Source organism: Blastopirellula marina (genome assembly GCF_002967715.1).
Classification (GTDB): Bacteria; Planctomycetota; Planctomycetia; order Pirellulales; family Pirellulaceae; genus Bremerella; species Bremerella marina_B.
In genome coordinates this window covers 436,519-461,283 of sequence record NZ_PUIA01000016.1, presented here as the reverse complement: position 1 = coordinate 461,283, position 24,765 = coordinate 436,519, and the positions used below count along the sequence as shown (strand labels likewise).

Annotated in this window: 23 protein-coding genes; 16 read left to right on the top strand and 7 right to left on the bottom strand. The window is 56.9% G+C overall.

Annotated features, from left to right (window positions below):
* Positions 1-187 precede the first annotated feature (187 nt).
* The 9 genes from rpsR (at position 188) to waaF (ending at position 10,155) form a co-directional block, all read left to right on the top strand.
* Positions 188-457, top strand: a complete 270-nt coding sequence (rpsR, locus tag C5Y96_RS27730; RefSeq protein ID WP_105350180.1) for a 30S ribosomal protein S18 — start codon at positions 188-190, stop codon at positions 455-457.
* A 170-nt stretch (positions 458-627) separates the two neighbouring features.
* On the top strand, positions 628-1,062 hold the full coding sequence (locus tag C5Y96_RS03655; protein ID WP_105350179.1) for an acyl-CoA thioesterase: 435 nt from the start codon (positions 628-630) through the stop codon (positions 1,060-1,062).
* 13 nt (positions 1,063-1,075) lie between these two features.
* Positions 1,076-2,020: a prenyltransferase/squalene oxidase repeat-containing protein gene (locus C5Y96_RS03650; protein ID WP_105350178.1), complete on the top strand. Its 945-nt coding sequence runs from the start codon at positions 1,076-1,078 to the stop codon at positions 2,018-2,020.
* 6 nt (positions 2,021-2,026) lie between these two features.
* Positions 2,027-2,719, top strand: a complete 693-nt coding sequence (locus C5Y96_RS03645; RefSeq protein WP_105350177.1) for an ABC transporter ATP-binding protein — start codon at positions 2,027-2,029, stop codon at positions 2,717-2,719.
* An 18-nt stretch (positions 2,720-2,737) separates the two neighbouring features.
* On the top strand, positions 2,738-6,277 hold the full coding sequence (locus C5Y96_RS03640) for an FtsX-like permease family protein (protein WP_105350176.1): 3,540 nt from the start codon (positions 2,738-2,740) through the stop codon (positions 6,275-6,277).
* A 112-nt stretch (positions 6,278-6,389) separates the two neighbouring features.
* Positions 6,390-6,974: a hypothetical protein gene (locus tag C5Y96_RS03635; RefSeq protein ID WP_105350175.1), complete on the top strand. Its 585-nt coding sequence runs from the start codon at positions 6,390-6,392 to the stop codon at positions 6,972-6,974.
* A 21-nt stretch (positions 6,975-6,995) separates the two neighbouring features.
* A complete protein-coding gene (locus C5Y96_RS03630) occupies positions 6,996-7,361 on the top strand; it encodes an amidohydrolase (RefSeq protein WP_105350174.1) in 366 nt (121 codons plus the stop codon).
* A gap of 198 nt (positions 7,362-7,559) precedes the next feature.
* Entirely contained in the window at positions 7,560-9,065 is a 1,506-nt protein-coding gene (gene rfaE2 / locus C5Y96_RS03625) for a D-glycero-beta-D-manno-heptose 1-phosphate adenylyltransferase (RefSeq protein WP_233198755.1), read from the top strand.
* A gap of 22 nt (positions 9,066-9,087) precedes the next feature.
* Entirely contained in the window at positions 9,088-10,155 is a 1,068-nt protein-coding gene (gene waaF / locus C5Y96_RS03620; RefSeq protein WP_105350173.1) for a lipopolysaccharide heptosyltransferase II, read from the top strand.
* An 85-nt stretch (positions 10,156-10,240) separates the two neighbouring features.
* Here waaF and C5Y96_RS03615 read toward each other — a convergent pair whose 3' ends face one another.
* From C5Y96_RS03615 to C5Y96_RS03595, 4 genes are all read right to left on the bottom strand, one after another.
* On the bottom strand, positions 10,241-10,855 hold the full coding sequence (locus C5Y96_RS03615; RefSeq protein WP_105350172.1) for a hypothetical protein: 615 nt from the start codon (positions 10,853-10,855) through the stop codon (positions 10,241-10,243).
* 204 nt (positions 10,856-11,059) lie between these two features.
* Entirely contained in the window at positions 11,060-11,299 is a 240-nt protein-coding gene (locus C5Y96_RS03605; protein WP_105350170.1) for a BON domain-containing protein, read from the bottom strand.
* A 176-nt stretch (positions 11,300-11,475) separates the two neighbouring features.
* Positions 11,476-12,147: an adenylyl-sulfate kinase gene (cysC, locus tag C5Y96_RS03600; RefSeq protein ID WP_105350169.1), complete on the bottom strand. Its 672-nt coding sequence runs from the start codon at positions 12,145-12,147 to the stop codon at positions 11,476-11,478.
* Between the two features lie 37 nt (positions 12,148-12,184).
* Entirely contained in the window at positions 12,185-13,264 is a 1,080-nt protein-coding gene (locus C5Y96_RS03595) for an acyl-CoA dehydrogenase family protein (RefSeq protein WP_105350898.1), read from the bottom strand.
* Between the two features lie 398 nt (positions 13,265-13,662).
* Here C5Y96_RS03595 and glgP point away from each other — a divergent pair, with 398 nt between their 5' ends.
* Positions 13,663-15,858, top strand: coding sequence for an alpha-glucan family phosphorylase (glgP, locus tag C5Y96_RS03590; protein WP_105350168.1), 2,196 nt, complete (start codon positions 13,663-13,665; stop codon positions 15,856-15,858).
* A gap of 324 nt (positions 15,859-16,182) precedes the next feature.
* Positions 16,183-18,315 carry an SHD1 domain-containing protein gene (locus tag C5Y96_RS03585; RefSeq protein ID WP_158261080.1) on the top strand — a complete coding sequence of 711 codons (2,133 nt, stop codon included), beginning with the start codon at positions 16,183-16,185 and terminating at the stop codon, positions 18,313-18,315.
* Positions 18,316-18,441: 126 nt separating this feature from the next.
* Here C5Y96_RS03585 and C5Y96_RS03580 read toward each other — a convergent pair whose 3' ends face one another.
* Positions 18,442-19,302, bottom strand: coding sequence for a peptidoglycan-binding protein (locus tag C5Y96_RS03580; protein WP_105350166.1), 861 nt, complete (start codon positions 19,300-19,302; stop codon positions 18,442-18,444).
* Between the two features lie 550 nt (positions 19,303-19,852).
* Here C5Y96_RS03580 and C5Y96_RS03575 point away from each other — a divergent pair.
* The 5 genes from C5Y96_RS03575 (at position 19,853) to C5Y96_RS27005 (ending at position 23,188) form a co-directional block, all read left to right on the top strand.
* Positions 19,853-20,482, top strand: coding sequence for an antibiotic biosynthesis monooxygenase (locus C5Y96_RS03575; protein WP_105350165.1), 630 nt, complete (start codon positions 19,853-19,855; stop codon positions 20,480-20,482).
* A 116-nt stretch (positions 20,483-20,598) separates the two neighbouring features.
* On the top strand, positions 20,599-21,180 hold the full coding sequence (locus C5Y96_RS03570; RefSeq protein WP_105350164.1) for an antibiotic biosynthesis monooxygenase: 582 nt from the start codon (positions 20,599-20,601) through the stop codon (positions 21,178-21,180).
* 6 nt (positions 21,181-21,186) lie between these two features.
* Entirely contained in the window at positions 21,187-21,426 is a 240-nt protein-coding gene (locus tag C5Y96_RS03565) for a hypothetical protein (protein WP_105350163.1), read from the top strand.
* Between the two features lie 272 nt (positions 21,427-21,698).
* Positions 21,699-22,688 (top strand): DUF1559 domain-containing protein, encoded by a 990-nt coding sequence (locus tag C5Y96_RS03560; RefSeq protein ID WP_105350162.1) that lies wholly within the window; start codon positions 21,699-21,701, stop codon positions 22,686-22,688.
* 107 nt (positions 22,689-22,795) lie between these two features.
* Positions 22,796-23,188 carry a carboxypeptidase-like regulatory domain-containing protein gene (locus C5Y96_RS27005; RefSeq protein WP_146115500.1) on the top strand — a complete coding sequence of 131 codons (393 nt, stop codon included), beginning with the start codon at positions 22,796-22,798 and terminating at the stop codon, positions 23,186-23,188.
* Here C5Y96_RS27005 and C5Y96_RS03555 read toward each other — a convergent pair.
* Together C5Y96_RS03555 and C5Y96_RS03550 are read right to left on the bottom strand one after the other, a co-directional pair.
* A complete protein-coding gene (locus C5Y96_RS03555) occupies positions 23,107-23,772 on the bottom strand; it encodes a DUF456 domain-containing protein (RefSeq protein WP_105350161.1) in 666 nt (221 codons plus the stop codon). The two genes, C5Y96_RS27005 and C5Y96_RS03555, sit on opposite strands and share 82 nt — an antisense overlap.
* Before the next feature lie 115 nt (positions 23,773-23,887).
* Positions 23,888-24,718, bottom strand: a complete 831-nt coding sequence (locus C5Y96_RS03550) for a metallophosphoesterase (RefSeq protein WP_105350160.1) — start codon at positions 24,716-24,718, stop codon at positions 23,888-23,890.
* Between the last annotated feature and the right edge of the window lie 47 nt (positions 24,719-24,765).

Genomic DNA, 24,765 nt, shown 5'->3' with positions numbered 1-24,765 from the left:
AGACAACGTGATTCTGGCATTGGGGGTTGCGACTTCGCCCCGGCAGCTATAAAATCTTGAGTTTCCACTCGAAAGAAATCCGAGGTTAGGGAGCTTCCAAGTTCCTAAACCTAAGTCATATCGAACGTTGCCGCGTCACTGCGTCCTAGAAAGACAGTGCGGCATATCAGACGCCCGAAAGAGAATTATGAGACCAGCCAATAAGACCAAAGCCCGTAAGCGTGCCAAGACCAAAGCTCGAGTATCCAAAAAGGATCCGATCTTCGTCGATGGCAAGCGTCCGCGTCCAATGTTCGTGGATTACAAGGACGTGGAACTGCTCAAGAAGCTGACCAACCGTCATGGTCGTATTGTCGGTCGTCGCAAGAGCGGCTGCACCGCCGTCAGCCAGCACGCCGTTACGCAGGCCATCAAACGTGCCCGCTTCATGGCCCTGTTGGCTTACGTCAAGGACTAGTTCCCCCCGGAACTTTCCGCCCCCAGACACGAAGAAGCCTGCTCTCGGAAAAGAGAGCGGGCTTTTTTCATGCGCTATCCGCTGGATCTCACCACGCAATTGGTAGTCCCTCTGGTTGCCTCGTATTGATTACCGGCCATAAGTGCCAACAATGGGACCAGGAGAACACCATGTCGCAAACCTTTCAAACGACCCGCCGCGTCGAATTCCGAGATACGGATGCCGCCGGCATCGTGCACTTTTCGGCCTTCCTGATTTATATGGAGCAGGCCGAGCACGAGTTCCTGCGTTCGCTGGGGCTCAGCGTTCATCACCAACTGGAAGACACGTCGATGAGCTGGCCCCGGGTATCGGTCGATTGCGACTACCGCGGCCCGGCCAAGTTCGAGGACGTACTGGACGTGTCGCTGATCATTGCCCGGATTGGCTCGCGAAGCGTGACCTACCGGTTCCATTTCCAGCGCGACGAACTGACCCTGGCCGAAGGGACCATGACCGCCGTCTGCTGCCAGGTTCGCCCTGGCCATGCTCCCAAGAGCATGGAGATCCCCGACTGGTTCAAAGAGAAACTCCAACCCTTCGTCGACCCGACGGCCACCACTTAACACCCTGCCCTTCATGCTTTCCTACCACGAACAACTTACGCTTCGTCTGGCAGCCGGGATTGGCGAGCTCGACGAAGCGACTCGCGCGCGGCACACCCAGTTTCTGCTGGCCAAGCAGCAGCCAGATGGTGGCTTTGCCGGCCGTGAAGGGGCCAGCGACCTTTATTACACCAGCTTCGGCCTGCGTAGCCTGGCGATCCTGGGAGAGCTTCACGGAGAGGTTGCCGAGAAGGCCGCGACGTTCCTGCAAACCAGGCTATCCGGCAACGAAGGGGTCGTCGATTTTCTTTCGCTGATCTACGGTGCGAAGCTGCTGGAAACGGCGGCAGGCATTGATATCTTCGCCGATGCCTCGCGCGACTGGCGGCGAAGTGTCGCCGATACGCTGAACACCTTACGGCGTCAAGACGGCGGCTATGCCAAAGGCCCCGAAGGGATGGCCAGCAGTACGTATCACACGTTCCTGGTGCTGTTGTGCCTGCAACTGATCGAACAACCGATCCCGCAGCCCGAAGCGATGGTCACGTTTCTTCTCTCGCAAGAGTCGGAAGAAGGAGGCTTTCGCGAGATCCGGGCCAGCAAGCGAGCCGGCACCAATCCGACCGCGGCGGCGATCGGCGCGCTGCGGATTCTCGATAGCCTGACCGAAGAGATTATCGAAGGCACCCTCGACTTTCTGGTCGAGATGCAAAACGATGAAGGTGGGCTGCGCGCGAACACGCGGATTCCCATCGCTGATGTGCTGAGCACGTTCACCGGCATGCTGACGCTGACCGACCTGGACGCGCTACACGAGATTGAACAAGACGACACCTTGAAATATGTCCGCGCCCTCGAACAAGAGAGCGGCGGCTTCTTCGGGGCGGCCTGGGACGAGGTGGCCGACGTGGAATATACGTTCTACGGACTGGGCAGCCTCGCCCTGCTTCATGTCCCCAACGACTTCACCCTGGAATGAACCATCATGGCAGACCTGGAAATCAAGCAGTTGGCCAAAGATTACCCCACCCGGGCCGAGTCTTTGAAAGTCCTGCGGGACGTTTCTCTTTCGCTTTCCCAGGGTGAAAGCGCGGCGATCCTGGGGCCCAGCGGCTGCGGCAAAAGCACCCTGCTCTACTGCATCGGCACGCTCGAAGAGCCCACCTCCGGCAGCATCACGCTCGACGGTCAGAACCCCTTCACCCTTAGCGAAGTGCAGTTGGCCAAGTTTCGTAGCGAGAACATCGGCTTTATCTTCCAAGACCATCACCTGCTGCCGCAACTGACCGTGCTGGAGAACGTCCTGGTCCCCACGCTGGCGGCCGGCAAGTCAACGCCCCAGCAGATCGAACGAGCCAAGATGCTCATCGAGAGGGTCGGTCTTTCGCAGCGGATCGAACACCGCTCGGCCGAGCTTTCCGGCGGCGAACGGCAACGCGTCGCCGTGGCCCGCAGCTTGATCCATCAGCCCAAGCTGCTGCTGGCCGACGAGCCGACCGGCAACCTCGATAAGACCAACGCCGAGGCAATCGGCAACTTACTGCTGGAGCTACAAAAGGAAGAACGCTCGATCTTGATCGTGGTGACGCACAGCCAGGAACTGGCCGCCATCTTCCAGCAAAAATACCAACTGGACGACGGCCAACTGCAAGGTCAACAACCGGCGGCGCACTCGTAACGTCAAGGAGGCAACATCATGAATCGTTGGCGTTTGATCCTGCGAAGTGCTCAACAGTTCTGGCAAACCAACCTGGCCGTGCTGCTGGGTGTCGCCGCCGCGACAGCCGTTCTGACCGGGGCACTGATCATCGGTGACTCGGTGCGAGGAAGCCTGCGCGACCTGGCACTGTCTCGCTTAGGCTCCATTCAAGAGATTTTGCTGGCCGATCGTTTCTTCCGGCCCAGCGTCGCCGAGCAAATTGAAAAGCAGAACGAGAATACCACGGCCGTTCCGATCGTCCTTATGCAAGGGACGTTGCAAACGGTCGGCGAGAAACCGGACGACCCCACCAAGGTCGCCGGTAACCTGGCCGTGCTGGGCATTGACGAAGCGTTCTGGAAGCTGGGGGATGTCCCCGGCTGGACACCAACCGCCATCAGCGACGAAGAGATCATCCTCAATCAGCCCCTGGCCGATGAACTGGGGGTGAAGCAGGGAGACCTCGTCACGCTACGACTGCCAGGCGGGAACGACGTGCCGGCCGATAGCCCCCTGGGTCGTAAGACCGCCGAGACGCAAAGCCTGCCACGGCTGACCGTGAAAGCGGTGATCCCGGCCGAAGGGCTTGGGCGTTTCGGGATGCATCCCACGCAGCAGTTGCCGCTCAATGCCTACGCTTCCAAGGCCGCCCTGCAAGAGGCGCTCGAACAAGACGACCGCGTCAATGCCGTTATGGTGAGTCACCCCGATGGGCAGACACTCGATCTGAGCAAGCTGTTTCTAACGCTGGCCGACTACAACTTCGAGCTCACCAAGGTCGAGCAGAAGTTCCAAGACCAAACGATCTACGACTATTGGCAGCTGACCAGCAGCCGGATGATCTTCGGCAATGCTGCCGCCGAAGCCGTTGAAAAGGCCTTCGCAGGGGACGCCCACCCGACGTTCACGTACCTGGCCACTTCGATCGGTGTGGGGGAAGTGCCGCAGGGTGAGGACAAGACCTCGATCCCCTATTCGACCGTCACGGCGCTGCAGCCTGCGGGGCTTGATTACCCGCTGGTTGATCTCGACGGGAAACCGATTGAAAAGATCGGCAACGACGAGATCGTCCTGAACTCGTGGACGGTCGATCACTTGAACCTGGCCCGCGCGGCGAAGCTGAAGAAGGACAACCCCGAGCTGAGCAATGAAGAGGCGAAAGCGCAGTCGCAGATCAACGTCGGCGACACGATCTACCTGAAGTTCTTCGAGCCTGAAAGCTCGCATGGCGTGGCCAAAGAGACCGGCCGCACGTTCCGCCTGGCCGCCATCACGCCGCTGACCGAACCGGTAGAACCGTTCCGGCGAAGTCGCCCTCCCGAATTCGATAAGGCACCCACCACCGCGAACGATCCCGACTACACGCCGGTTGTCAAAGGGATTACCGACCAGGATTCGATCAACGACTGGGACCCACCGTTTCCGTATGACAATACCCGCGTCGATGGGGACGACGAAGAATATTGGGACAACTACCGCACCACCCCCAAAGCGTTTATCTCGCTTGGAATGGGGCAAACGCTATGGGGGAGCCGCTTCGGCAAAGTGACTTCGCTCCGCTTCTCTGGCACGAAGTACACCGACGAACATACGCTGCAAACGAAGACCGAAGAGGCCCTGGCACCGCACCGCAGTGAGCTTGGCTTTCGCCTTTTGACTGTGAGAAAGGACGCCTTGATGGCTGCGGCCGGCACGACTCCATTCAACGTGCTGTTCATGGGCTTCTCGATGTTCATCATCGGCTCGGCGTTGATGCTGGTGTCGCTGCTGTTTCGCCTGGGGTTGGAACAGCGAAGCCAGCAGATCGGTCTGCTGCAAGCCGTGGGGCTTAGCCGTAAGGTGACCCAAGGCCTGCTGATCCGCGAGGCGGGCCTGATTGCAGTGGTGGGAAGTATCGCTGGCGTGATCATCGGCATCGGCTATGCGTGGCTGATGCTGGTAGGACTGCGAACGTGGTGGCTGGGAGCGGTCGTTACACCGTTTCTGACACTGCATCTGGATAACCCGAGCAGTCTGGTGATCGGCCTGGTGAGTGGTTCGCTCGTATGTTTGCTGACGATTGTCTTCGGTATGCGAGGGCTGAAGAAGCTTTCCGTGCGCGGCTTACTCCAAGGGAGCACGACCGATACGCAAACCACTTTCGGCAAACGCAGCCGCTGGGCCCTGTTTGCGGGCATCGCTTGTGCCGTGGGAGCGGTCGGGCTGTCGTTTCTGGCCGCTGGCCTGGGCGGCGAAGCCCAGGCCGGGGCATTCTTTGGTTCGGGTGCCCTGGTGTTAACCGCGTGTTTGCTGCTGCTGTGGCACGCGCTGCGTCGTGGGGTTGGTTCAGGCCATGAAGGGACGTTCACCTTGGGGCAACTGGCTCTGAGCAATGCGGCGCGTAACCCGGGACGCAGCACGCTGACGATCGGCTTGATCGCGTCGGCGGCGTTTTTGATCGTGGCGATCGGGGCGTTTCGCTTGTCACCCACCGAGTCTGGCTCTGGAGGCATGAACCTGATCGCCGAAAGCTCGCAGCCGCTGTATCGCGATCTCAACACCGAAGAAGGCCGACTCGAAACCGGCTTCACGGAAGAGGAAGACCAACAGCTTGCGTCGACGACAATTCTTTCACTGCGGGTACAACCAGGAGACGATGCCAGCTGCTTGAACCTGTATCAATCGAACAGCCCTCGCGTGCTGGGCGTGACGCCGAGCATGATGAAGTATTACGCTCAATCGGACGTCACCCATTTCGAGTGGGTAGCCTCGGCAGCGACCAGTGGCGAGTCGAAATGGGAAGCACTGAACAAGAAGGCGGACGGCATCAATGAGCCGATTCCCGTAGCGCTCGACAATAACACGGCCATGTATGCCCTGCATTTGTATGGGGGCATCGGGGAAGAGTTCACCACCACCGACGACGACGGCCGCGAAACGAAATATATTGTCGCAGGCCTCTTATCGAACTGTGTCTTTCAAGGGAATCTGCTGATCAGCGAGGCGAACTTCCTGGATCGTTACCCCGATGTGAGCGGCTACGAGATGTTCCTGGTTCGCACGCCGGAAGGAAAAGAAGAGGCTGTTCGAAGCGTCCTGGAAACCCGCCTGGCGGACCAAGGGTTCGATATCACCTCGGCCGAGAAGATCCTGACGGGTTTGCTGGCTGTGCAGAACACCTACCTGTCGACGTTTCAAAGCTTGGGCGCGCTCGGTCTGCTGCTGGGTACGTTTGGCCTGGCAGCGGTACAACTGCGAACCATTCTCGAACGTCGGTCGGAGTTGGCCCTGCTGCGAGCAGCCGGCTTTGCCAATGGTCGGCTCTACTCGCTGGTGATGCGTGAGACGATGGTTCTGCTCCTGGGCGGACTGGCGACCGGGGTAATCTCGGCCTTAATCACGGTCGTGCCGCATATGGTGTTTGGCAATGCGTCGATTCCGTTCGCTTCGCTGGGGGGCATGCTCAGCATGATCCTGGTGGTGGGGATCGTCAGCAGCAGCCTGGCGGTTCGTTCGGCCTTGAAAGGGGACATTGTGCCGGCGTTGCGTGGTAGTTGAACGCTTCTGTCTGCTGGATCTCGTCAACGGTCGATTCGGTCGTTAGAATGGGGAAAAGTCGTTCTAACAACTATTTTGCGCCCCCCTGATCCAACCTTGGAGTCGTTTTTCCATGCATTTTATTTTCGTCATCTGCGGTATCGCGTTAACGGCACTGGCCTGGGGAAGCTACGGACCTGTTCTGCACGAAGGACAGCATTACCTGGGCAACGATCGCATTAAGCCGTTGATCTGCGTCGGCCTGGCCTATCTGGTAGTGGCGGTGATCATTCCATCGGCCATTCTGATCGCCCAAGGCAAGTTCACCACCGATTGGACCTTCAGCGGGTTCTCGTGGAGCTTTATCGCCGGTACCTGCGGAACGTTTGGTGCGTTCGGTCTGATTCTCGCATTGACCAACGGCGGCAAGCCCTGGATCGTGATGCCGCTGGTGTTCGGCTTCGCTCCGATCGTGACGACGATCATCTCGCTGTTCACCAAGAACCTGTGGAATGAAGCTGGTCCGGTCTTCTACGCCGGGATCATCATGACGATCGCTGGTGCCGTGACGGTGCTGATCTTCGCCCCCAAGGGCGCTCCGCCGCAGAAGTCGGCCCACGCCGAGCCGAAGACCGAAGAGGTCAGCAAGGCCGATCCGACCAAGCAGCCCAGTGCCTTGGAAAAGCTAACCGGCAAATCGGAAGCCGACGGCAAGTAAGTACGAAGGTCTCGTGAAGCGATGAGTGAATCGTCCCTTTCGCCGCACTCCCAGATGGAGGCCATCGACTTGCAGATGGCCCACCTGTGGATGGTGCGTACGTTCCTCAAGCATGCCGAGGAAACGGAAGAAGACGAAGAGCTGCAACAGGTCGCCCGGACGCTGTACGACTACATGCTGGCCCTAGGGCCGGCGGTTCAAGCGAATGACTCGGCCACGTATCTGAAGCAAGCGAAGAAGAAATTCAGCAAGCTGCGCAAAGCGTGCGAACTGTTCGAGGAGATCCAGCCTGAGATCTCGGACCACACTAACTTCAAAATGGCGGCGGTCAGCTGCCGCCAGGTGGTCAACCAGGTCGGAGCGATTTTGGGTGCTAGCACCTCTTAAGGCCTTACAGGGCTAAGAGCCTTCTCAAACATCGAGCGTCCCTCAAAGGTTGTGCCAAATCCTTTGCTGTCAGGTTCTCTATTTGCCCAGTTCACCATTCTGGGTATAACCAGGGTCCGATACACCTTGCCTGGGCTGTCCATGGATCGGAGTTGGCCTGGGTTTTCCGATTAAAAGCCGCGTCAAGGAAGACGAGCCGTGAGCCTCCCCCCGCTCTTGCAAGCGTTTAAATCGATGCGTCCTGCCAAGGTTCTGGTCTTGGGGGACATGATCCTCGACCGCTACACCTACGGCAACGCTCAGCGAATCAGCCAGGAATCGCCGGTGATCGTGCTGCATGCCGACGAGCAGGAACTACGCCTGGGCGGGGCAGCCAACGTCTGCAATATGCTGCGAGGGCTCGACTGCCACGTGGTTGCCGCTGGCGTCCACGGCCGCGACGAGTCTGGCAGCCAGATGGTGGAACTCGCACAGCAGTCGGGCATCGACACTCGCCTGATTGCCTGCGACGCCTCCAGGCCCACGACGCTGAAAGAACGCTTCGTCGGGCGAGCCGGGTCGCGGCATCCAAGCCAAATCCTGCGCGTCGATCACGAACAGACCGAAGCGATCGCCGACTGGCTCGTCGAGAAGATCTACAGCGGCATCGAGAATCAAATCGAAGACTTCGACGTCATTTTGATCTCGGACTATGCCAAGGGAGTCTGCACGCCGAAGCTGCTGCAGATGGTCATTCAACTGGCAAACAAGCACAACATTCCAACGCTGGTCGACCCGATGCGAGGACACGACTACGAACGCTACCGCGGTGCGACGCTGCTCAAAGCCAACCGAATTGAAACCGAACTGGCCAGCGGCGTTACGCTGAAGACGGTTGCCGATGCCTCGGCCGCCGGTAGCCAGTTGTGCCAACAACTGGACCTGCAAGACGTGATCGTCACGCTCGATCGAGATGGCATGGCCTTGGTCAGCCGCGATGGCGTTTCGTGCCACTTCCCCACCCAGGCCCGCAGCGTGTACGACATCACCGGAGCCGGCGACATGGTTCTGGCCATGCTGGGCGCTTGCCTGGGCAGTGGTTTGGATCGTGAAGACTCGGTTCGCCTGGCAAACGTGGCCGCCGGTCTGGAAGTCGAGAAGTCAGGCGTGGCCGTGATTCCCCTGGCCGAGATCGAAGCCGAACTTCGCACCGACCTACTACCTGGCCAGAAGAAGATTGTCACGCACCAGCAGATCGCAGCGATCGCCGAAGAGCATCATCGTCGCGGCGAGAAGATTGTGTTCACCAACGGCTGCTTCGACCTGCTGCACTTCGGCCACGTGACCAACCTGACCGAAGCTTCCAAGATGGGTGAAGTGCTGGTCGTGGGTCTGAACAGCGATGCGAGTGTCTCGAAGCTGAAAGGCCCAACCAGGCCCGTCATCAGCGAGACCGAACGCTCGGCCATGCTCGCCGCGCTGTCGTGCGTCGATTACGTGGTGGTATTCGGCGAAGACACGCCGTACGACCTGATCAAAGCGGTCCGCCCAGACATCCTGGTCAAAGGGGGACACTACGTACCGGAAGAGATTCCCGGGTACGACATTCTGCAGGAATACGGCGGAGAGATTCGCCTGGTCGATATCGTCGGTGGATTCTCGACGACCGACATCATTCAGAAGGTTGCGGCCAACGAAACCATTCGCCGCACGGCTGCTGCTTAGTCTGTTTCCAAGGAGTGGAGCCATGGCGGGCACACGAAACATTGCGGTCGTATTACCGAATTGGATCGGCGACGTGGTCATGGCCACGCCGACCCTGCGAGCCATTCGCGAAGGCCTGAACCCAGGCGATCGCCTGGTCGGCATCATGCGTCCCTACGTGCAAGATGTGCTGGACGGTAGTCGCCTGCTGGACGACGTGATGCTGTGGACCAAGAAGGCAAAGAATCCGAATCAGCGGTTCTTGAACGTTGCCTCGCAGATGCGACGGCGCGGGTTTGATCAGGCCATCCTTTTGCCCAACTCGATCAGTTCGGCCGGTCTGGCCTATCTGGGCGGCGTTAAGCAACGCATCGGCTATCGCCGCTACGGCCGCGGTCCTTTGCTCACGCATGCATTGGATCCACCCACGGAAAATGGCGAGCGGATACCAGTTTCGGCTGTCGATTACTATCTCGCGCTGGCAGAACTTGCCGGCTACGAAGTTCGCTCGCGCCACTGCGAACTTGGTTATACCAATATCGACGACCTGCGTGCCCAGGTTATCTGGCGGCAATATCGTTTCTTCGAGCGGCGCGTGATCATCTTCAACACCGGCGGTGCGTATGGCGGTGCGAAGCATTGGCCGGCCGACTACTACACAGCGCTGGCTCGTCGTTTAGTCGAAGACCCTCGCAACGCGGTGCTGCTGATTTGTGGCCCCAGCGAGCGTGAGACAGTCGCTCAGATCGAACGCGAAGTGAATCATCCGTTCGTACGGAGCCTGGCCGCGGAAGACCCGACCATTGGCATGAGCAAAGCCGTGATCAACATGGCGGCGCTGATGATCACCACCGATTCAGGACCACGCCACTTCGCGGCGGCGTTCAACATCCCATCGGTTGCCATTTTCGGCCCGACCGATCCTCGCTGGGCCGAGAACTACAACCCGTACGAGTTGATTCTCTCGGCTGGCAGCGACTGCGCCCCTTGTGCCCAGCGCGAATGTCCCTTGAAACATCACCGCTGCATGCGAGATCTGGCGGTGAATGACGTGCTGTTGGCTGCCCAGCGACAACTCGACTGGCAAGCGAATCAAACGCGAGCAGCCTAATACTGCCTCCCGTTTCAACAGCGGCCACCCTAACGCCTTCGCAGACATGCGTTTCGCGAGTGCACTGCACTGCTTAAGCAAGTCTTCAGCGCAGCTTTCTTACTTCCAGGGATTTCCAGAACTTATCGATCACCTCTTGCTCCTTGGCAGTGCCATTGGTTTCGATTTGTGTGAAGATCAACAGCCCACAATCACGCCCCGGGATCGAGTAGACTTCTCGGACCCAATTGTCGTCCTTGTAAGTTGTGACGGCTTGCTTTCCCTTCGCTTCAAGCTTGCCAACGTTTTTCGATACCGTCGAGTCTTTGTACGCGTATCCGTATTGGACTTCTTCTTTTGTTAGCTCGTTCAACATTGCGCCGACCAGGAACGTTGGGTCGGTATTGTCATATTCTTGAATGAATACGCCCGTCCCTTCAGGGGTGGCGAGAACAGTTTGGTGTACTCCGCCACCTAAGTCGCTCGTGCTGGGTCGGAACTTGCTCGAGTGCTTGAAGGTAAAGTAAGGGCGGTCGTATTGAAGTTCGTCTTTCATCTTCAATTCGACTTTGAGAACCTCGCCGCCTGGCAGTGTCACCTCCTTCGTCGAGTCGAGCCCGATGTCGTACGGCTTTCCATTGACCGTGAGTACATAGTCATCGGCAGCAAGAGCGTGCGACGCGATTAGTAGCGACAACACCAGCGCAGCAGACTTAATCATGAGATGCAACTTTCTGAGATGAACGACAGACAGGCAAAATCACGAGCCAGAGCGTGAAACGATGACCCAGGATGAACCGGAAGTGTACCATTTCAAAGAGGGGAACACGAACTGGAAGTCGAAGCAATACTTCAAGCTTACGGATCAGGGCCGGCAAACCAATCCCGAGCGGCATAAGCGAACGCTCCGGCGTGATTGCATCTTCTACCAGGTAGAATCGTCTACACGCAGATCATTGCGAACTTCCACGTCGCTGTCGATCGAACGGACCAGTTCCTGGGCGAGTTGCTTTTGATAGAACGAGGCCACTCGGCCGCTGAGGCAAACCGTGTTCTCGTGTTCTTCGTCGAGTTCGACTTGAATGAAGCGTAAACGGGGATTGCTGCTGGCCGCGAGCGCCGTGACGACGCGCGAACGGATATCTTTCATTGAGGAACTAATCATCCGTAAATCCTCACGGGGTGACCATCACCGCGAAAAAACAGCACTTTCGCGCCTGGCCAAGAAGTATGTGCGAGAGTGGGGCATGGGGCATCGCTACGGCAAATCCGTCGCGTGGTGTGTTCATCAGAGCAGCGATGCACCCATTAGTTGTAGGACCTGACCAAGAAATGGTCAAGTTAAACCTGAGGCAACTTCCCTTGCTCTCGAAGATGCGCGATCACTTGATCGGCAAGTTGATCCGGCGTGTAATCTCCACCGGCCAGATGAACTTCGGGTTTGGCTGGGGCTTCGTAGGGATCGTCGATGCCGGTAAACCCTTTGATTTCGCCTGCCCGAGCTTTCTTGTAGAGCCCTTTGGGATCGCGTTGTTCACACACCGCTAGCGGCGTATCAACAAACACCTCGATAAAGTCACCGGCACTTCCGCTCGATTCGACAATTCGCCGCACGGCGTCTCGATCGGACTGGTAAGGACTCACAAACGCGGTCAGCACCAACACGCCTGCCTGGCAGAAGAGATCCGCAACGGCACCAATGCGGCGGATGTTCTCCGCCCGGTCTTGAGCCCCGAATCCGAGACCAAATCGCTGGGCATACTCTGGCGAATAGCTCTCTTCCAGGATCTTGCTACTGGCATTGAGCCCGTGGCGGACGTTGTCGCCATCGAGCAGGAAGGTGTGAATCCCCATCTGATGCAGCTTCCCATCGACGGCATTGGCCACGGTGCTTTTGCCGCTGCCGCTGAGCCCCGTAAACCAAAGCACACCCCCTCCATGCCCGTTCAGCTTCTCCCGATCGGTGCGGGAGACGTGATGGTCGTGCCAGGTGATTTCAACGTTTTCAGACATGGCGATTACTTACACAGATGTATGAAGTTTCGGGGAGCTATCCCTCGATTCTAGCAAGTTCACAGAGGTTCGCAGACAGGACGTTGCTCGGGCAACTCCAGACCAGGAAGAACAACGCCTCGCGGCACCAGCGTCCGACATCGTGGCTTTGCAGATAGCCGGCCCCCTTGGCCGAGCTGAGCGCGGCTTGCGTGATTCGCAGGACCAGGCTATTAGCTCTTGAGCGGATTTGCATCGGATCGCACTGTGGTTCTCCGGCAGCGGCAGCCAGTAGATCGCTCTTGAGGGCCTCGAGTTCCGCCTCGAAGTGCTCGGTTGGCTGGGCGAACTCGCTACGACTTTCGCGCTGAGCAAGCAGAAAACGGTAAGCAGCCATGGAAAGACCAACGGCCAGAGTCGAGGTCTCCAGACCGCCGGTGTTCGCACCACTTCCTTTCTTCATGACATCTTCACGAGGACCATCCAGGATCCACTCGCGTGGGCAAAATGCATCCTTGAAGTTGACCGGGCCAGTTTGGCTGGCCGACAGTCCGACGAGTTCCGCAGGGGCACCCACCTCAATTCCAATTCCCTTCGCAGGCACGGCCAACAGCATTTGTCGGCCATCTTCCAGGCTGGCACCAATGACCAACGTATCGGCCGCTTTCGCCCCGGTGACCCACGGGCTGTAACCATCGAGCTTGTACCCCCCATCCACTTCCGTTGCCAACAGAGCCGTTTTTTTCAAGTGCTGGCGGCTGGTGGTCAGATGAGAGATCCCCACCGTGGCAAAAGTTTTTCCGGACAGCAGATCAGGCAGCAGCGATTGCTTCAGGGGTTCGTTCTCACTTGCAGCAATCCTTCGGCAGGCACCCGTACGCTGCGTAATGACGAACGTAGTGGTCAAACAAGCGGCCGAAAGTTCGAGATACCCCCGCACGACGTCATCGCCTGACCAGCCGAACCCGCCCTGCTCTTGAGCGATGAACCAACGAAAAACCCCGTGCTTTGCACAATTAAGTAGCTGCTCGGCAGGCCAGTCGTGGGCCGTCTGCAGAGAATTCGCCATTTGGCTTAGCTGCGCGCATAAAGCCGCAAGGTTACTTGAATCGGGCGAGATGATTTCTTTATCGGACATCGTCATCCCCATCAGAGGGTCGAGGAGCCAGCACCGCTGGCATGTTGGCATTCGGTTTGCTTGATCAATAATCTTCTATCTCATGGAAACCATCATCCCCAGTGTATGCGATGGTGGCAAGCGATCAGAGGAAGGTCGATCAGGCAGCAGTGCAATAACTGGCCCTTGGAATTGATCTCCCAAAATTGACACTTCATCCGTAAGCTACGCCAAGCTGGCAAGCTACGAAAGAATTGCGGGAAGTGAATCGAGAATGATCACACGCTTGCACGAATTTCCTTACATAAACAGCCCCATGCATTTGCTTGCAGGGGTCGCGTGTCGGAAGTCAACTCGCTACATTGCCAGTGTGCATGGATTCAAAAGCCCTTGTATCTTCAACCAGTTAGGTAACTGAGATGAGCCAGGCTGAAATGACAAGAACCGAGGACGATAACGTGACAGCACCCGTCGAGCTCTCGGCTGAAAAGCTGTACGAGAAGTGCATGTCGTTGGCCAATAATCTTTGGTGGACTTGGCAGCCGGACGTATTCAATCTGTTCCGCGATCTCGATCCCATCCGCTGGCGACAGTTAGACCACAACCCAATCGCCTTGCTCCGCGAGTTCACCCCAGAGCGTCTCGAAACGCGGGTCGCGGAAATGGTGCTTTATAGCCGTATCAATCACGCGTACCGTCGCCTGAAAGAATACATGGTCAGCAGCACCCCGTGGGCCGATACCCACGCAGGCGTGCTTGGTGGTAAGCCGGTTGCTTACTTCTCGGCCGAGTTCGGTATTCACGAATCGATTCAGATTTACTCGGGCGGTCTGGGCGTTTTGTCCGGCGACCATATCAAGAGTGCCAGCGGATTAGGTGTTCCGCTGGTGGCCATCGGTCTGTTCTATGACCAAGGCTACTTCAAGCAATTCCTCAACGACGAAGGCTACCAGGTCGAAGAATATCTCGACACCAAAGTCGAGAACCTGCCGATGACGCCGGCGACCGACCCAAGTGGCAAGCCGATCACCGTCACCATTCAGATGAAGGGTGGCAACTTGCTTGCTAAGGTCTGGCAAATGAACGTCGGTCGCGTGCCGCTGTTCCTGTTGGACTGCGATGTTGATGGGAACAACCCGGAAGACCGCGAACTGACCAGCCGTCTGTACGGTGGTGACGAACGTACCCGTATCCGCCAGGAAATGGTGCTCGGCGTGGGCGGCATCAAAGCCCTCAAGGCCCTCGGCATTACCCCAGGCGTGTATCACTTGAACGAAGGTCACAGCGCGTTCGCCACGCTAGAAGCCATTCGCGATCACATGCACGAAGACGGCATGAGCTTCGACGACGCTCTTCGCGAAGTCGCCAAGCGAACCGTTTTCACCACCCATACCCCAGTGCCTGCCGGTCACGACCGCTTCGATGCCGGTTTGATCGAAGAACATCTGGGCGTCCTGCGAGAATCGATCGGGATCTCGCACGAACAACTGATGGGCATGGGACGTGTCGATACCAACAATCAGCACGAAACGTTCTGCATGACGGTGCTCGGCCTCAAGGCCTCGCGCCGAGCCAACGCCGTGAGCCAGCTTCACGGACATGTCTCGCGCAGCATGTGGGCTCACCTCTGGCCATGGCGTGTCGAGGAAGAGATTCCAATCGGCCACATCACCAACGGTGTGCACATCCCATCGTGGATCGCCTGGCAGATGCTGCAATTGTACGATCGTCACTTCCCCAGCGGTTGGTACCAACGCATGGGCGAATCGGACGTTTGGCAATACATCCACGATGTCGATCCCGGCGAATTGTGGGAAACGCATGCCACGCTGAAGAACCTGCTGTTGCAGTTCGTGCGTCGTCGTATCTCGCGTCAATGTCGTCGCCGAGGTGAAAGCGATGATGCCGTAGAACGCGCACGAACCGTGCTGGATCCGAACGTCTTGACGATCGGGTTCGCACGTCGTTTTGCCACCTACAAGCGAGCGGACTTGTTCATGACCGACGTCGATCGCCTGATCGAAATGATGAGCGATCCAAAGCGTCCGGTGCAGTTCATCTTCAGCGGTAAAGCTCACCCGAAAGATGAACCCGGCAAGGCCAAGATCAAAAAGATCCACAACCTGCGTCACGATCCCGAATTCCGCGACAAGATCGTGTTCATCGAAGACTATGACATCAACGTTGCCCGTCACCTGATCCAAGGTGTGGACGTCTGGCTGAACAACCCACGACAGCCGCTGGAAGCCTCTGGTACCTCGGGCCAGAAGGTCGTGCTCAACGGCGGGTTGAACTGCTCGATCCTCGACGGTTGGTGGGCAGAAGCCTACGATGGTCGTAACGGCTTCGCCATCGGCACCGGCCGTACACACACCGATGTCGCCAAGCAGGACGCCCGCGACGCGGAAGACCTGTACAAGGTGCTGGAAAACGAAGTCATTCCGCTGTACTACGATCGCGACGTCGACGGCCTGCCGCGGGGCTGGATCAAACGCATGATGTACAGCATCAGCACTTCAGCCTGGCGTTTCAGTGCCCACCGCATGGTGGCCGACTACACCAAGCTGTGCTACGTGCCGGCCGCTGGCGGCTTGAGCAGCCAAATGCCTGGTTAATCCCAACCAGCAAAACCTCAGAAAACAAAAAAAGGATCTGGTTCGGCCAGATCCTTTTTTTGTGGTGACTCGTCAATTTCATAGTAAACGGTAAGGGTTTTGTTTGAGTTTGGTCAAATCCACAAGATTCCGGCTGACACAAGGCATTATCGTTGCCATAATAAAGACGGGGATGGCCACTCCCCCCCCGATAGCCGCAGGAATAGAGACTTGGCAAATCGGTTGGACCATCTTTAGGCGATCCCGCGCGCCTTCCCGCCTCCAACCACATCCTCTTGGCATACCTTTATTTACGTCCTAATCGCCACGGGCATGATCAATCTGATGAATCACAAAAGTAAATTCCGGGCATGGCTCTTTGTCCCTCTTCTGTTGCTGCTGCTTCCCTTGGCCGTTGAAGCTGGCAAGTTCAAAGTCGGTGATGTCGTCCAGGTTTACGACGACTGGCGAAAAGAGTGGAAGAACGGCACGGTGGTCGATATCAATCGCCGTGGTGAGTTGCTGATTGAAACCGCCGCCTACGGCAGCCTTCGCCGTGAAGTCTACCAGCCGAAGATCGTTCGCTTTGCTTACGAAGATGGTGCCATCGGCCCGGCACGAACCTGGACCGATACGAGCGGCACCTTCAAGATCATGGCCGCTCCGCTGGGGGTGGTCGAGGACAAGATTCGTCTACGCCGCGAAGACATGTCGGAGATAGAAGTTCCGATCGCCAAACTGGCCGACGCCGACCAGCGACTGATCGAACGCATGAAGGCCGAGATGGGCATCCGCGCCACACCGTCGCCTGACCCAATCGAACCGATTCGTTTTGCTGGCACGGATAACGAAAACCTCAACGCGTTTGGTAGTGTTGGTCTCGCCGAAGAACGCATCGCCATTCTGGCCGATCCGCTTCCTTCCTACATGGTGATTCCCGTCGGCGGTGTTGGCTTTGGCAAGCATTACGAAAAGGAACAGTTCGGCCTGATTCAGCCAATCGGTGGCCCCAGCGGGCTAGTGCTGATCTCGGCCGAGTACCCGGTCGATCCTCGCAAGACGGACGAAATCGATCGTTCGCGCATCGCTTGGATTTCGCTGAAGGACAAGAAAATCACCAAAGAACAGGCGCTGCCTGACGGCGAAATGGTGTTGGACTACCATCCTGCTTCGCGCCGACTGCTGACGTATCGCTACGGCCGCATCGTCACCACCTTCGGCCGCCGGAAGTGCCAACTTTCGATCTGGGAAGTGATGCCGACCGATGAATCGGTGAAGCCGATTATCAGCTGGGAAGCTTACCCGGAAGATGGCTACGATAAAGAGCCTTGGGCGCGTTTAATCAGTGGAGATCTGGTGCTGCATCGCTTTGCCGACAAGCAGTACGTCGGCTGGGATGTCGCCAACAAGTCGGTCGCCTACCGCATCTTCCAAGACAACACGTGGTCGACCCCACCTACGCTCAGTGGAACGGCCAAGTATGGTTTTCTGGTCGAGAACAAAAGCGTTCGTATCTTCGACGCCATGACCGGAACGACAATCACCAAGCTGATTACCGAGAACCCCATTAAGCTGGCCACGCCCAGCGAAGACGGTTCGAAGCTGGCGACCCTGGAAGAGAACACGCTGACGATCTGGAATCTTACCGATCCCAGCGCCGAACCGGTTGCGCATCCGGCCGAGTCGATCGGCGGTTCGATGGCGAAGGAAATGTATTGGGTTAACAACGACATGCTCATGATCAAGAACTTCATGGAGATGATCTTGTACGATCTGAACGAAGGGATCGCCATTTGGAATTACCACCTGGAACATGGTACGGTCACCGCCGTGAAGGAATCGGAAGGACGCCAAACGATGGGCGTGCTTAATGGTCACCTTGTGTATGGTGCCGAACTTATGTCCAACGGCGTACGTGCTGGCTTGGCCGTGGGTAACGTCAAACTTCCGGGACCGAACGTCCGCGAAAAGGTGGAAGGGGTTTCTCGTGAAGATCTGGTCGTGCTCAAGCCTGGCAGCAAGGTCCGCCTGGAAGTTCGCTGCGGCGATCAATACAACCCAACGGTTTACAATGCCTTGGTGGCCAAGATCCAAGAGAACGGCTGGGAGCTGAACCAAGACAACTACGACGCAATCATGCACGCGGAAATCAAGCGAGGCGAATCGATCACGCGGACGTATCGCTTCTTCGGTTTTACCCGAGCCCCCGAGACAGTCACCTATACGCCGATCATCTCGAAGTTGGATTTGACGATCGGAGAGGACACGATCTGGCTCAACCAAACCTCCACCGGGCCAGGCATGTTTGTCAGTGGCGACGAGACGATTCAACAGCAAGTCGATCGCCAGAAAGAAGACGTCAACTTCTTTACACGCAGCCGGATTCCGCCCATGATCCTCGATCCTAAGTATGGTCGCGGCTTTGGTTCGACCAAGGTTTCGACCAAGGGGCTGGAGCCGAGTACGCTGAAAAACTAGCTATCTACACGAACGGGCACTTCGTCGGCTTGAACGACTAACCGTTCACGATTCGGTGGCATCCACACGCATACCAATGGCCGGTCGACTGCTTGTCGTCTGGCCATTTTTTTGTTGGTGTGCCTGTTAAGCCTTGATGACTAGCTGACCGATCTTCTTGCCGGTATTGGTATACATGGCATGCCAGTCGTTGATATCGGGGAACCCATCCAGAAAGATCTGAATGAAGCGGGGCCAGTCGTTCGGTTCCAAAGTTAAACAACCATCCGACCCGCGATTGTTGTTGAATCCGTTATGGACGTTGATCCCCTGCGATGTGGTCTTGGCCGAGTTATCGCTTTGCACGTTAACCGGCTTTCGCATGTTGACCAGCAACCCTGGCCGAATGCCTTCCCGCATCATGACCAGCTTATCAGCCCCTTGCTTGGCGGCACTTCCCCCTTTGTGAAAGCCGATGTGGAGCGGATACGTGCCGTCGATAACACGTCCTTTGACCGTCATATCATCGGGCCAAATCGACCCGCGGAAGGTACCGCTGACTCCACCGCCAGAGAGCGTAAAGGTAGACTCGTACATCCCATTGAAGGTCGCGGCCTCGTTTCCCTTACGCTTCGTTTTTGTAGGCATCTTACCGCCATGCTGGACGGTCAGTGTGATCAGGCCACCGACGGGAATCGGTTTGGCCGTCGGAGGGGCTACCGAGCCAATCACGCTCGTCATCGCTTTCCATGTTTTGCCCCCGACATCGATGCGTCCATCCGGCTTCGCCAGACCAACCCGTCTCGCCTGGAAGCTAATAATGGCTTTCACCGTGTTTGAAGTTGCCCCTACGCGGGAGATTTTTCCGTCGATCCCCTTAGGATCGAAGCTGGGATTTGCCGTCTTCTTGGCAATCTCGGTCAACATCTTTTGAACGGTCGTCACGTCGGCCGCATGATTTGTGGCTCCGCTCTCGTAACTTCCCACCGACGCGCTAATCTTCCACATAATCTGAATCCTTGGCGAAAAGAGATCCTCCAGTTATGGAAGCGTTATCGCCGAGAAAAGGGATTGGTTGCGTAGAAAATCGTCGTTCTCACGAAATGAGACGAAGCACTGCATGCATGGGCGTTCTTAATATATGGCAACACTCGCGATATCCGATTCGCCACCAATTGCACATCCAATTATCACCCTATCCCTCTCGAGAACGACCCGCAGGCACAGCCCTGCCCAGGCTGTTGACGAAGAGATAAGCACCATTCAGCCAAGCTGCATAAGAAAACGACCATCGCGACAGCAAGCGACTCGCTGCGAAGACTTCATCACGAATTCACCCGAGGTTCTTAGCTGCTGAGTTATTCCCTTCTAGACTTCTGACGGCTGGTTTCTGGGCGAAGAGTGGTTTAACACTCCTCTACCGAGTCCTTTCGACATGCTGAGCATGAAAAGACCACCTCCGAGAGGGACTTTGGTGTGGAGTTTGCAGCCCTGAAACGCTAGTTGCTGCTTGGCGGAAGCGAGTGGTCAACGTGTGATCAATCCAAGGAATTTGAGCATGGGCCAGTTTCACATTGCTATCACCCATCAGGCTAGGCCTGGTAAAGAGAAAGAATACGAGGCCGCTTTGCGCGAGTTCGCGAAGCAGTCGCTGGACGAGCCGGGGGCTTCAGGCGTTCTGCTGTTGGCACCTGCGCCTGGCACGCTAGGCAAAGAATATGGAATCCTTCGCACGTTTGAAGACCGCGCATCGTGTGAGGCATTTTATAACTCGGACCGTTATCGAGAATTTCACCAGCGTACGCGGCCCCTGGTAGCGGACGATGCCAAACGTCGACCCCTGAATGGGCTGGAAGTTTTTTTTCACGATCCACGGCTTAGTCCTCCGAAGTGGAAGATGTTCATCGTCACATGGCTGGGTGTGTTTCCCAGTGCCTTGCTCTTTTCGATGACCATTCCTCCGTTAATCGGCTTTCTACCTGATCTGTTGATTCGGGCGATCGTCAACGTTTTTGTCGTTGCGTCGCTGGCTTGGATCATCATGCCATTCTTAACGCGTGTCTTTCGGCCGTGGTTGTCCCCTCCTCAGGAGCAACCCACGATCCCCGACTTTGCCACTGCCCACAGCGCCCATGGCCCGCAGGAGCAGCACCCGTTCTTCGAGCAACTCGAACTGGAACGCATTTGAACTTCCCTTGATTGCGAACCGATCGCCACGTACCGTGTCCCAATGCAAGGCGCTGTCAGTGCGCGCATTTCCGCCGGTTATCGCTGTTCGCATAAGAAGCTCAAGTCGAGGCCCACATGAGTCATGTTCATGTTGCGATTACTCACCAAGCCAAGCCTGGCATGGAGGCAGAGTACGAGGCCGCCCTGCGTGACTTTGCCCGAGAATCGCTGCACGAACCAGGTACGGCCGGTGTATTGCTGTTGGCCCCGGTCCCCGGGACGCATGGCTGCGAGTATGGGATTCTGAGATCGTTTGAAGATCAGGCATCGTGCGATGCGTTCTATCAATCGGCACGGTTCCGCAACTTTCACGAGCTGACCAAGTCGCTCGTGGTTGAGGAAGCGACCCGTCGCAAGCTACATGGTCTGGAGGCCTTCTTCCGCGACCCTAAGCTTAGCCCTGCGCGTTGGAAGATGGCGGCCATCACCTGGCTAGGCGTGTACCCTTCGGTGCTGTTCTGGGGTAATGTTTTGCCACCTGCTTTGAGCAGTCTGCACAGCCTGGTGGCGACGGCCATCACGACCATCTTCGTCACCGTGACATTGGCCTGGCTGGTGATGCCGATCCTCACCCAAGTGTTCGCCGCCTGGCTGCATCCGCCGATCTCGAATGTCCCGATCCTGGGGGAAGTCATTTCGGATGATGCTTCCAGCTAAGAAACGTTGATCAGAGCCACCGTTTCGCAACAGGCTGCCCAGCGAGAGGTTTTCCTGCAGCAGAACGAGCCTGACTGGAACTTTCACGTTTCGCTCTTCGCAAAGAAACTACCTGTTGAATTGGCTCAGAATCTGGCAGCAGCCAAAACGGTCGAAGACGAATTCCGAGTGGCCGATCGAGAGCTCGATTGGCTGCGAAAGGGACGTATGTCGGATTCTCAAGTATGTGACACCTGCCCGAAATGAAGGCCCTTAAGCTCCCCTCACACACGATGCGAAACATAAATACCATTCGCAAGCTAATGACCAAGCACCTTGCGAATTAAGTTGGGCTATCTCCCCTTAAATAGCCCTAGTGAGCCACAGGAACTGGCTTAATGGAGCTGAATTCTGCTTTTATGTTTCGAAATGTGCAAAATCGCGTTGAAAACGCAGGTTGATATCCCGTAAGATCAAACGTCTAGTCTTTTCTATCCAGATTTTACTTTTCTTTTCTCTTCATCTGGGAGGACGTCGTTGTGAAAACGCGCGGATTCACACTCGTGGAATTGTTGGTGGTAATTGCCATCATTGGAGTCTTAATTGCCCTCTTGCTTCCAGCGGTTCAGCAAGCCCGGGAAGCGGCTCGGCGGATGAGTTGCAGCAATAACCTGAAGCAGATTGGTTTGGGCCTGCATAACTATCACGATACCTTCGGGGAGATGCCTCCCTGCTCGGTTGCCCCGGAAGATGGCGATCCGGCAGGCGGTGGGCATGGCCCAACCGGCTGGGTGTTCCTGCTTCCATTCATCGAGCAGTCTTCGCTGCACGATCGCATCAGCCAGACATCGAACAACTTCAATCGCAACTTCTGGCTGGGTTCTGGCAATGCGGCTCCGATTCGAGACGCGGTGCACGAACTTTCGGTGGAAGCGTATTGGTGCCCTTCGAGTCCTCTGGCACGCTTCAAAGCCCAGAACAGCCGCCAGATCCAACAGATCGACTACGTGTTTGTAGCCGGAGCGAACAATCATTCGCGACGAGATCGCGCGGCGGAAAGCAACAGCCATTTTTCCGATGGGGGTGTCTTCCGGCAGCAACTGGGGGTGTCGTTCCGCGACATCACCGACGGAACGTCCAATACTTTCTGCATTGGCGAGCAGTCCGGCTTCACCAAGAGCGGTACGAACACAACCTTCGATGCACGCGCACATGCCAACAGTGGTTGGTACATGGGCTCGAAGAACTATACCCGCCCATCAGGAGCCGATAACTCGTGGGGCTCAGGCGGCGAAGACGACCGCTGTTACAACGTGACCACCATTCGCCAAGGCATCAATACAAAGGTGATTGGAGGCAACTGGGCCAAAGCCACACGCTGTAACACTCCGGTTCAATCGGCCCATCCAGGCGGCTCACTCGTGATTGTCAGCGATGCTTCGGTTCGATTCATACCGGAAACCGCCTCGCTTTCTGTCGTGAAAAACTTAGCCAATCGAGACGATGGCAATCCGGTTCAGTTTCCGTAACCAGGCCGAGTTGCATCTTGAGGAGTGACGCGAGGCAGCGCGTCACTCCTCGCTCTTATTTGTATCTTTTCTCTCATTCTCGAACACGCTTTATCGGAGTGCGCGATATGGCCAGGTATGGTCTTTGGCTGCTCGCATTCGGCCTTTTGGTCGGATGTAGCGAGTCTGGTACTAAGATGTATTCTGTCGACGGAACAGTGACCCTGGGTAAAAAGCCCATGAGCGGCGGGTTCGTTTCCTTCGAAGACACCACCACTGGAACAGCCGCCCAGGGGGTTATTGAAGAAGACGGCAGCTACACGCTGGAACTCCCAGCAGGCAGTTACCAGGTAATGATCGAACCGACGGAAATCGAAGTGAAGTCGAAAGACGGCATGTCGCCGCCTGAGATGAAGTACGCCCAGAACGTCCCGGACCGTTACATGTCGGTCGACACGACCGATCTGTCAGCTGACGTGGGGGACGACTCGACGACCTTCGACTTCATCTTGAAGAGGTAGCCCACCTCCGCTTCGGAGGAAACCTGCTTGGGGATCGGCTCCTTCTTCAGATCAAAAAACGAATCGAGCGTGACCAACACCAGCATGATCACGCCGACAATCAACTTGCCAACCGTCCCTAGGATGCGTCCAATAAACGCACCTTGACCAATCGCCATTCGCTCTTCATGGCTCTTGTCGGTGTTGTGCTCGCCGAGCCAGGCCCCGCCGAACGCTCCCAGTGCGCCACCCAAAAGCGCGCCGATCATCGTTCCCAGAATGGGGATGAAGCTCAGCAGGATGGCCCCCGCCAGGCTACCGACGAATGCCCCCACGAGCGATAAGAACACGCCCCAGCGGCTTCCCCCCTGCTTCGCCGCGCCGGCAGCCCCGGCCAGGAATTCAACGATTTCCCCGATCACGGCCAGCACGGCAATCACGATTACCACGGTCCAGCTAATGCGAGGGTAATAACCAGCCGGCAGAAAATAGGCATATAAGACGGTAAATAGCAACAAGATCCAGTTACCTGGCAGCGTGACGAAGGTCGTCAGCCAGGCAACCGAGTTGACCAGCATGAGTAAAACGGCTGCGACGTAAACCATAAGGGATCACTCTCGATATCGACAGGCACAACGTGACTCACGACTATTCTATGTCCCGATGGAACTCAGGACAGAGAGGTAAGTCTCGACGAGCGGGTTCTGACGAGGTGTTCGCTTACGTCGACGACTTCTTATTACATACGCGAAGAATTATGACGCGACCGTCAACATTGAGAACATCCGTTCCTCGGGGAAGCTGGGCCAGCGGTGTCTCCCAGTGGGCGTGCCCTCGAATAATCAGCCGCGGTGGAAGCAAATCGACCGTCATCCGAATCAGAGCCGAGCCCTTAAGCCCCTGATCCGGAACACCTGGCCCATCGTGCAGAATCAAGATGTCGAGATTATCGTGAATGCAGCGTTCCAGGCACTCGGCAAACTGCTGATCGGTCTTCCTTTGAGGCCGCCTGGGATTACCAACAATCCCGCCAATTCCCGCGATACAAAGACCACTTAGGCGGACTTCTTCACCATCCAGATAATGAATTTTATGCCCCATGCGCGAAGCTGGTCGGTAATATTCACCAAAAGTATCGTGATTGCCGGCAACGCCTGTTACCCATTGAAACTCGCGACCAAATGCCTGCCAGACGGTGGTCACATCGCCAGATCCACCACGCTTGTCAAGCGCAGGAACCGTGTATAAATCGCCAGCGAGTATCACGCCGGTTCGCTGCGAATCGATGCCGAGTTCGGGGAGTATTTCCGTTGCCAAAATTCGGGGCAGAACTTCCCCCAGTAGCCGCAGCGGGCCGCCACCAGCCGAGTCGAAAGTCTCTCTCCCTTGAAGATCGGCCGTGGCAACGATGGCGTCGAGCCCCTCCGGCAACTTATCGACGAGGCCTGTCTGAACGGTAAGTATTTCTCGATAGAATCCCCCAGGCCCTTTCCCTGCGTTAAGAAAGGGAAGGTGCCAGCAAGGCTGTTCGGCGATGGAAATAATCTTCATATGGCTTGAGGGCCCGAGACCCACGGGAAATAACGCTCAGAAATACG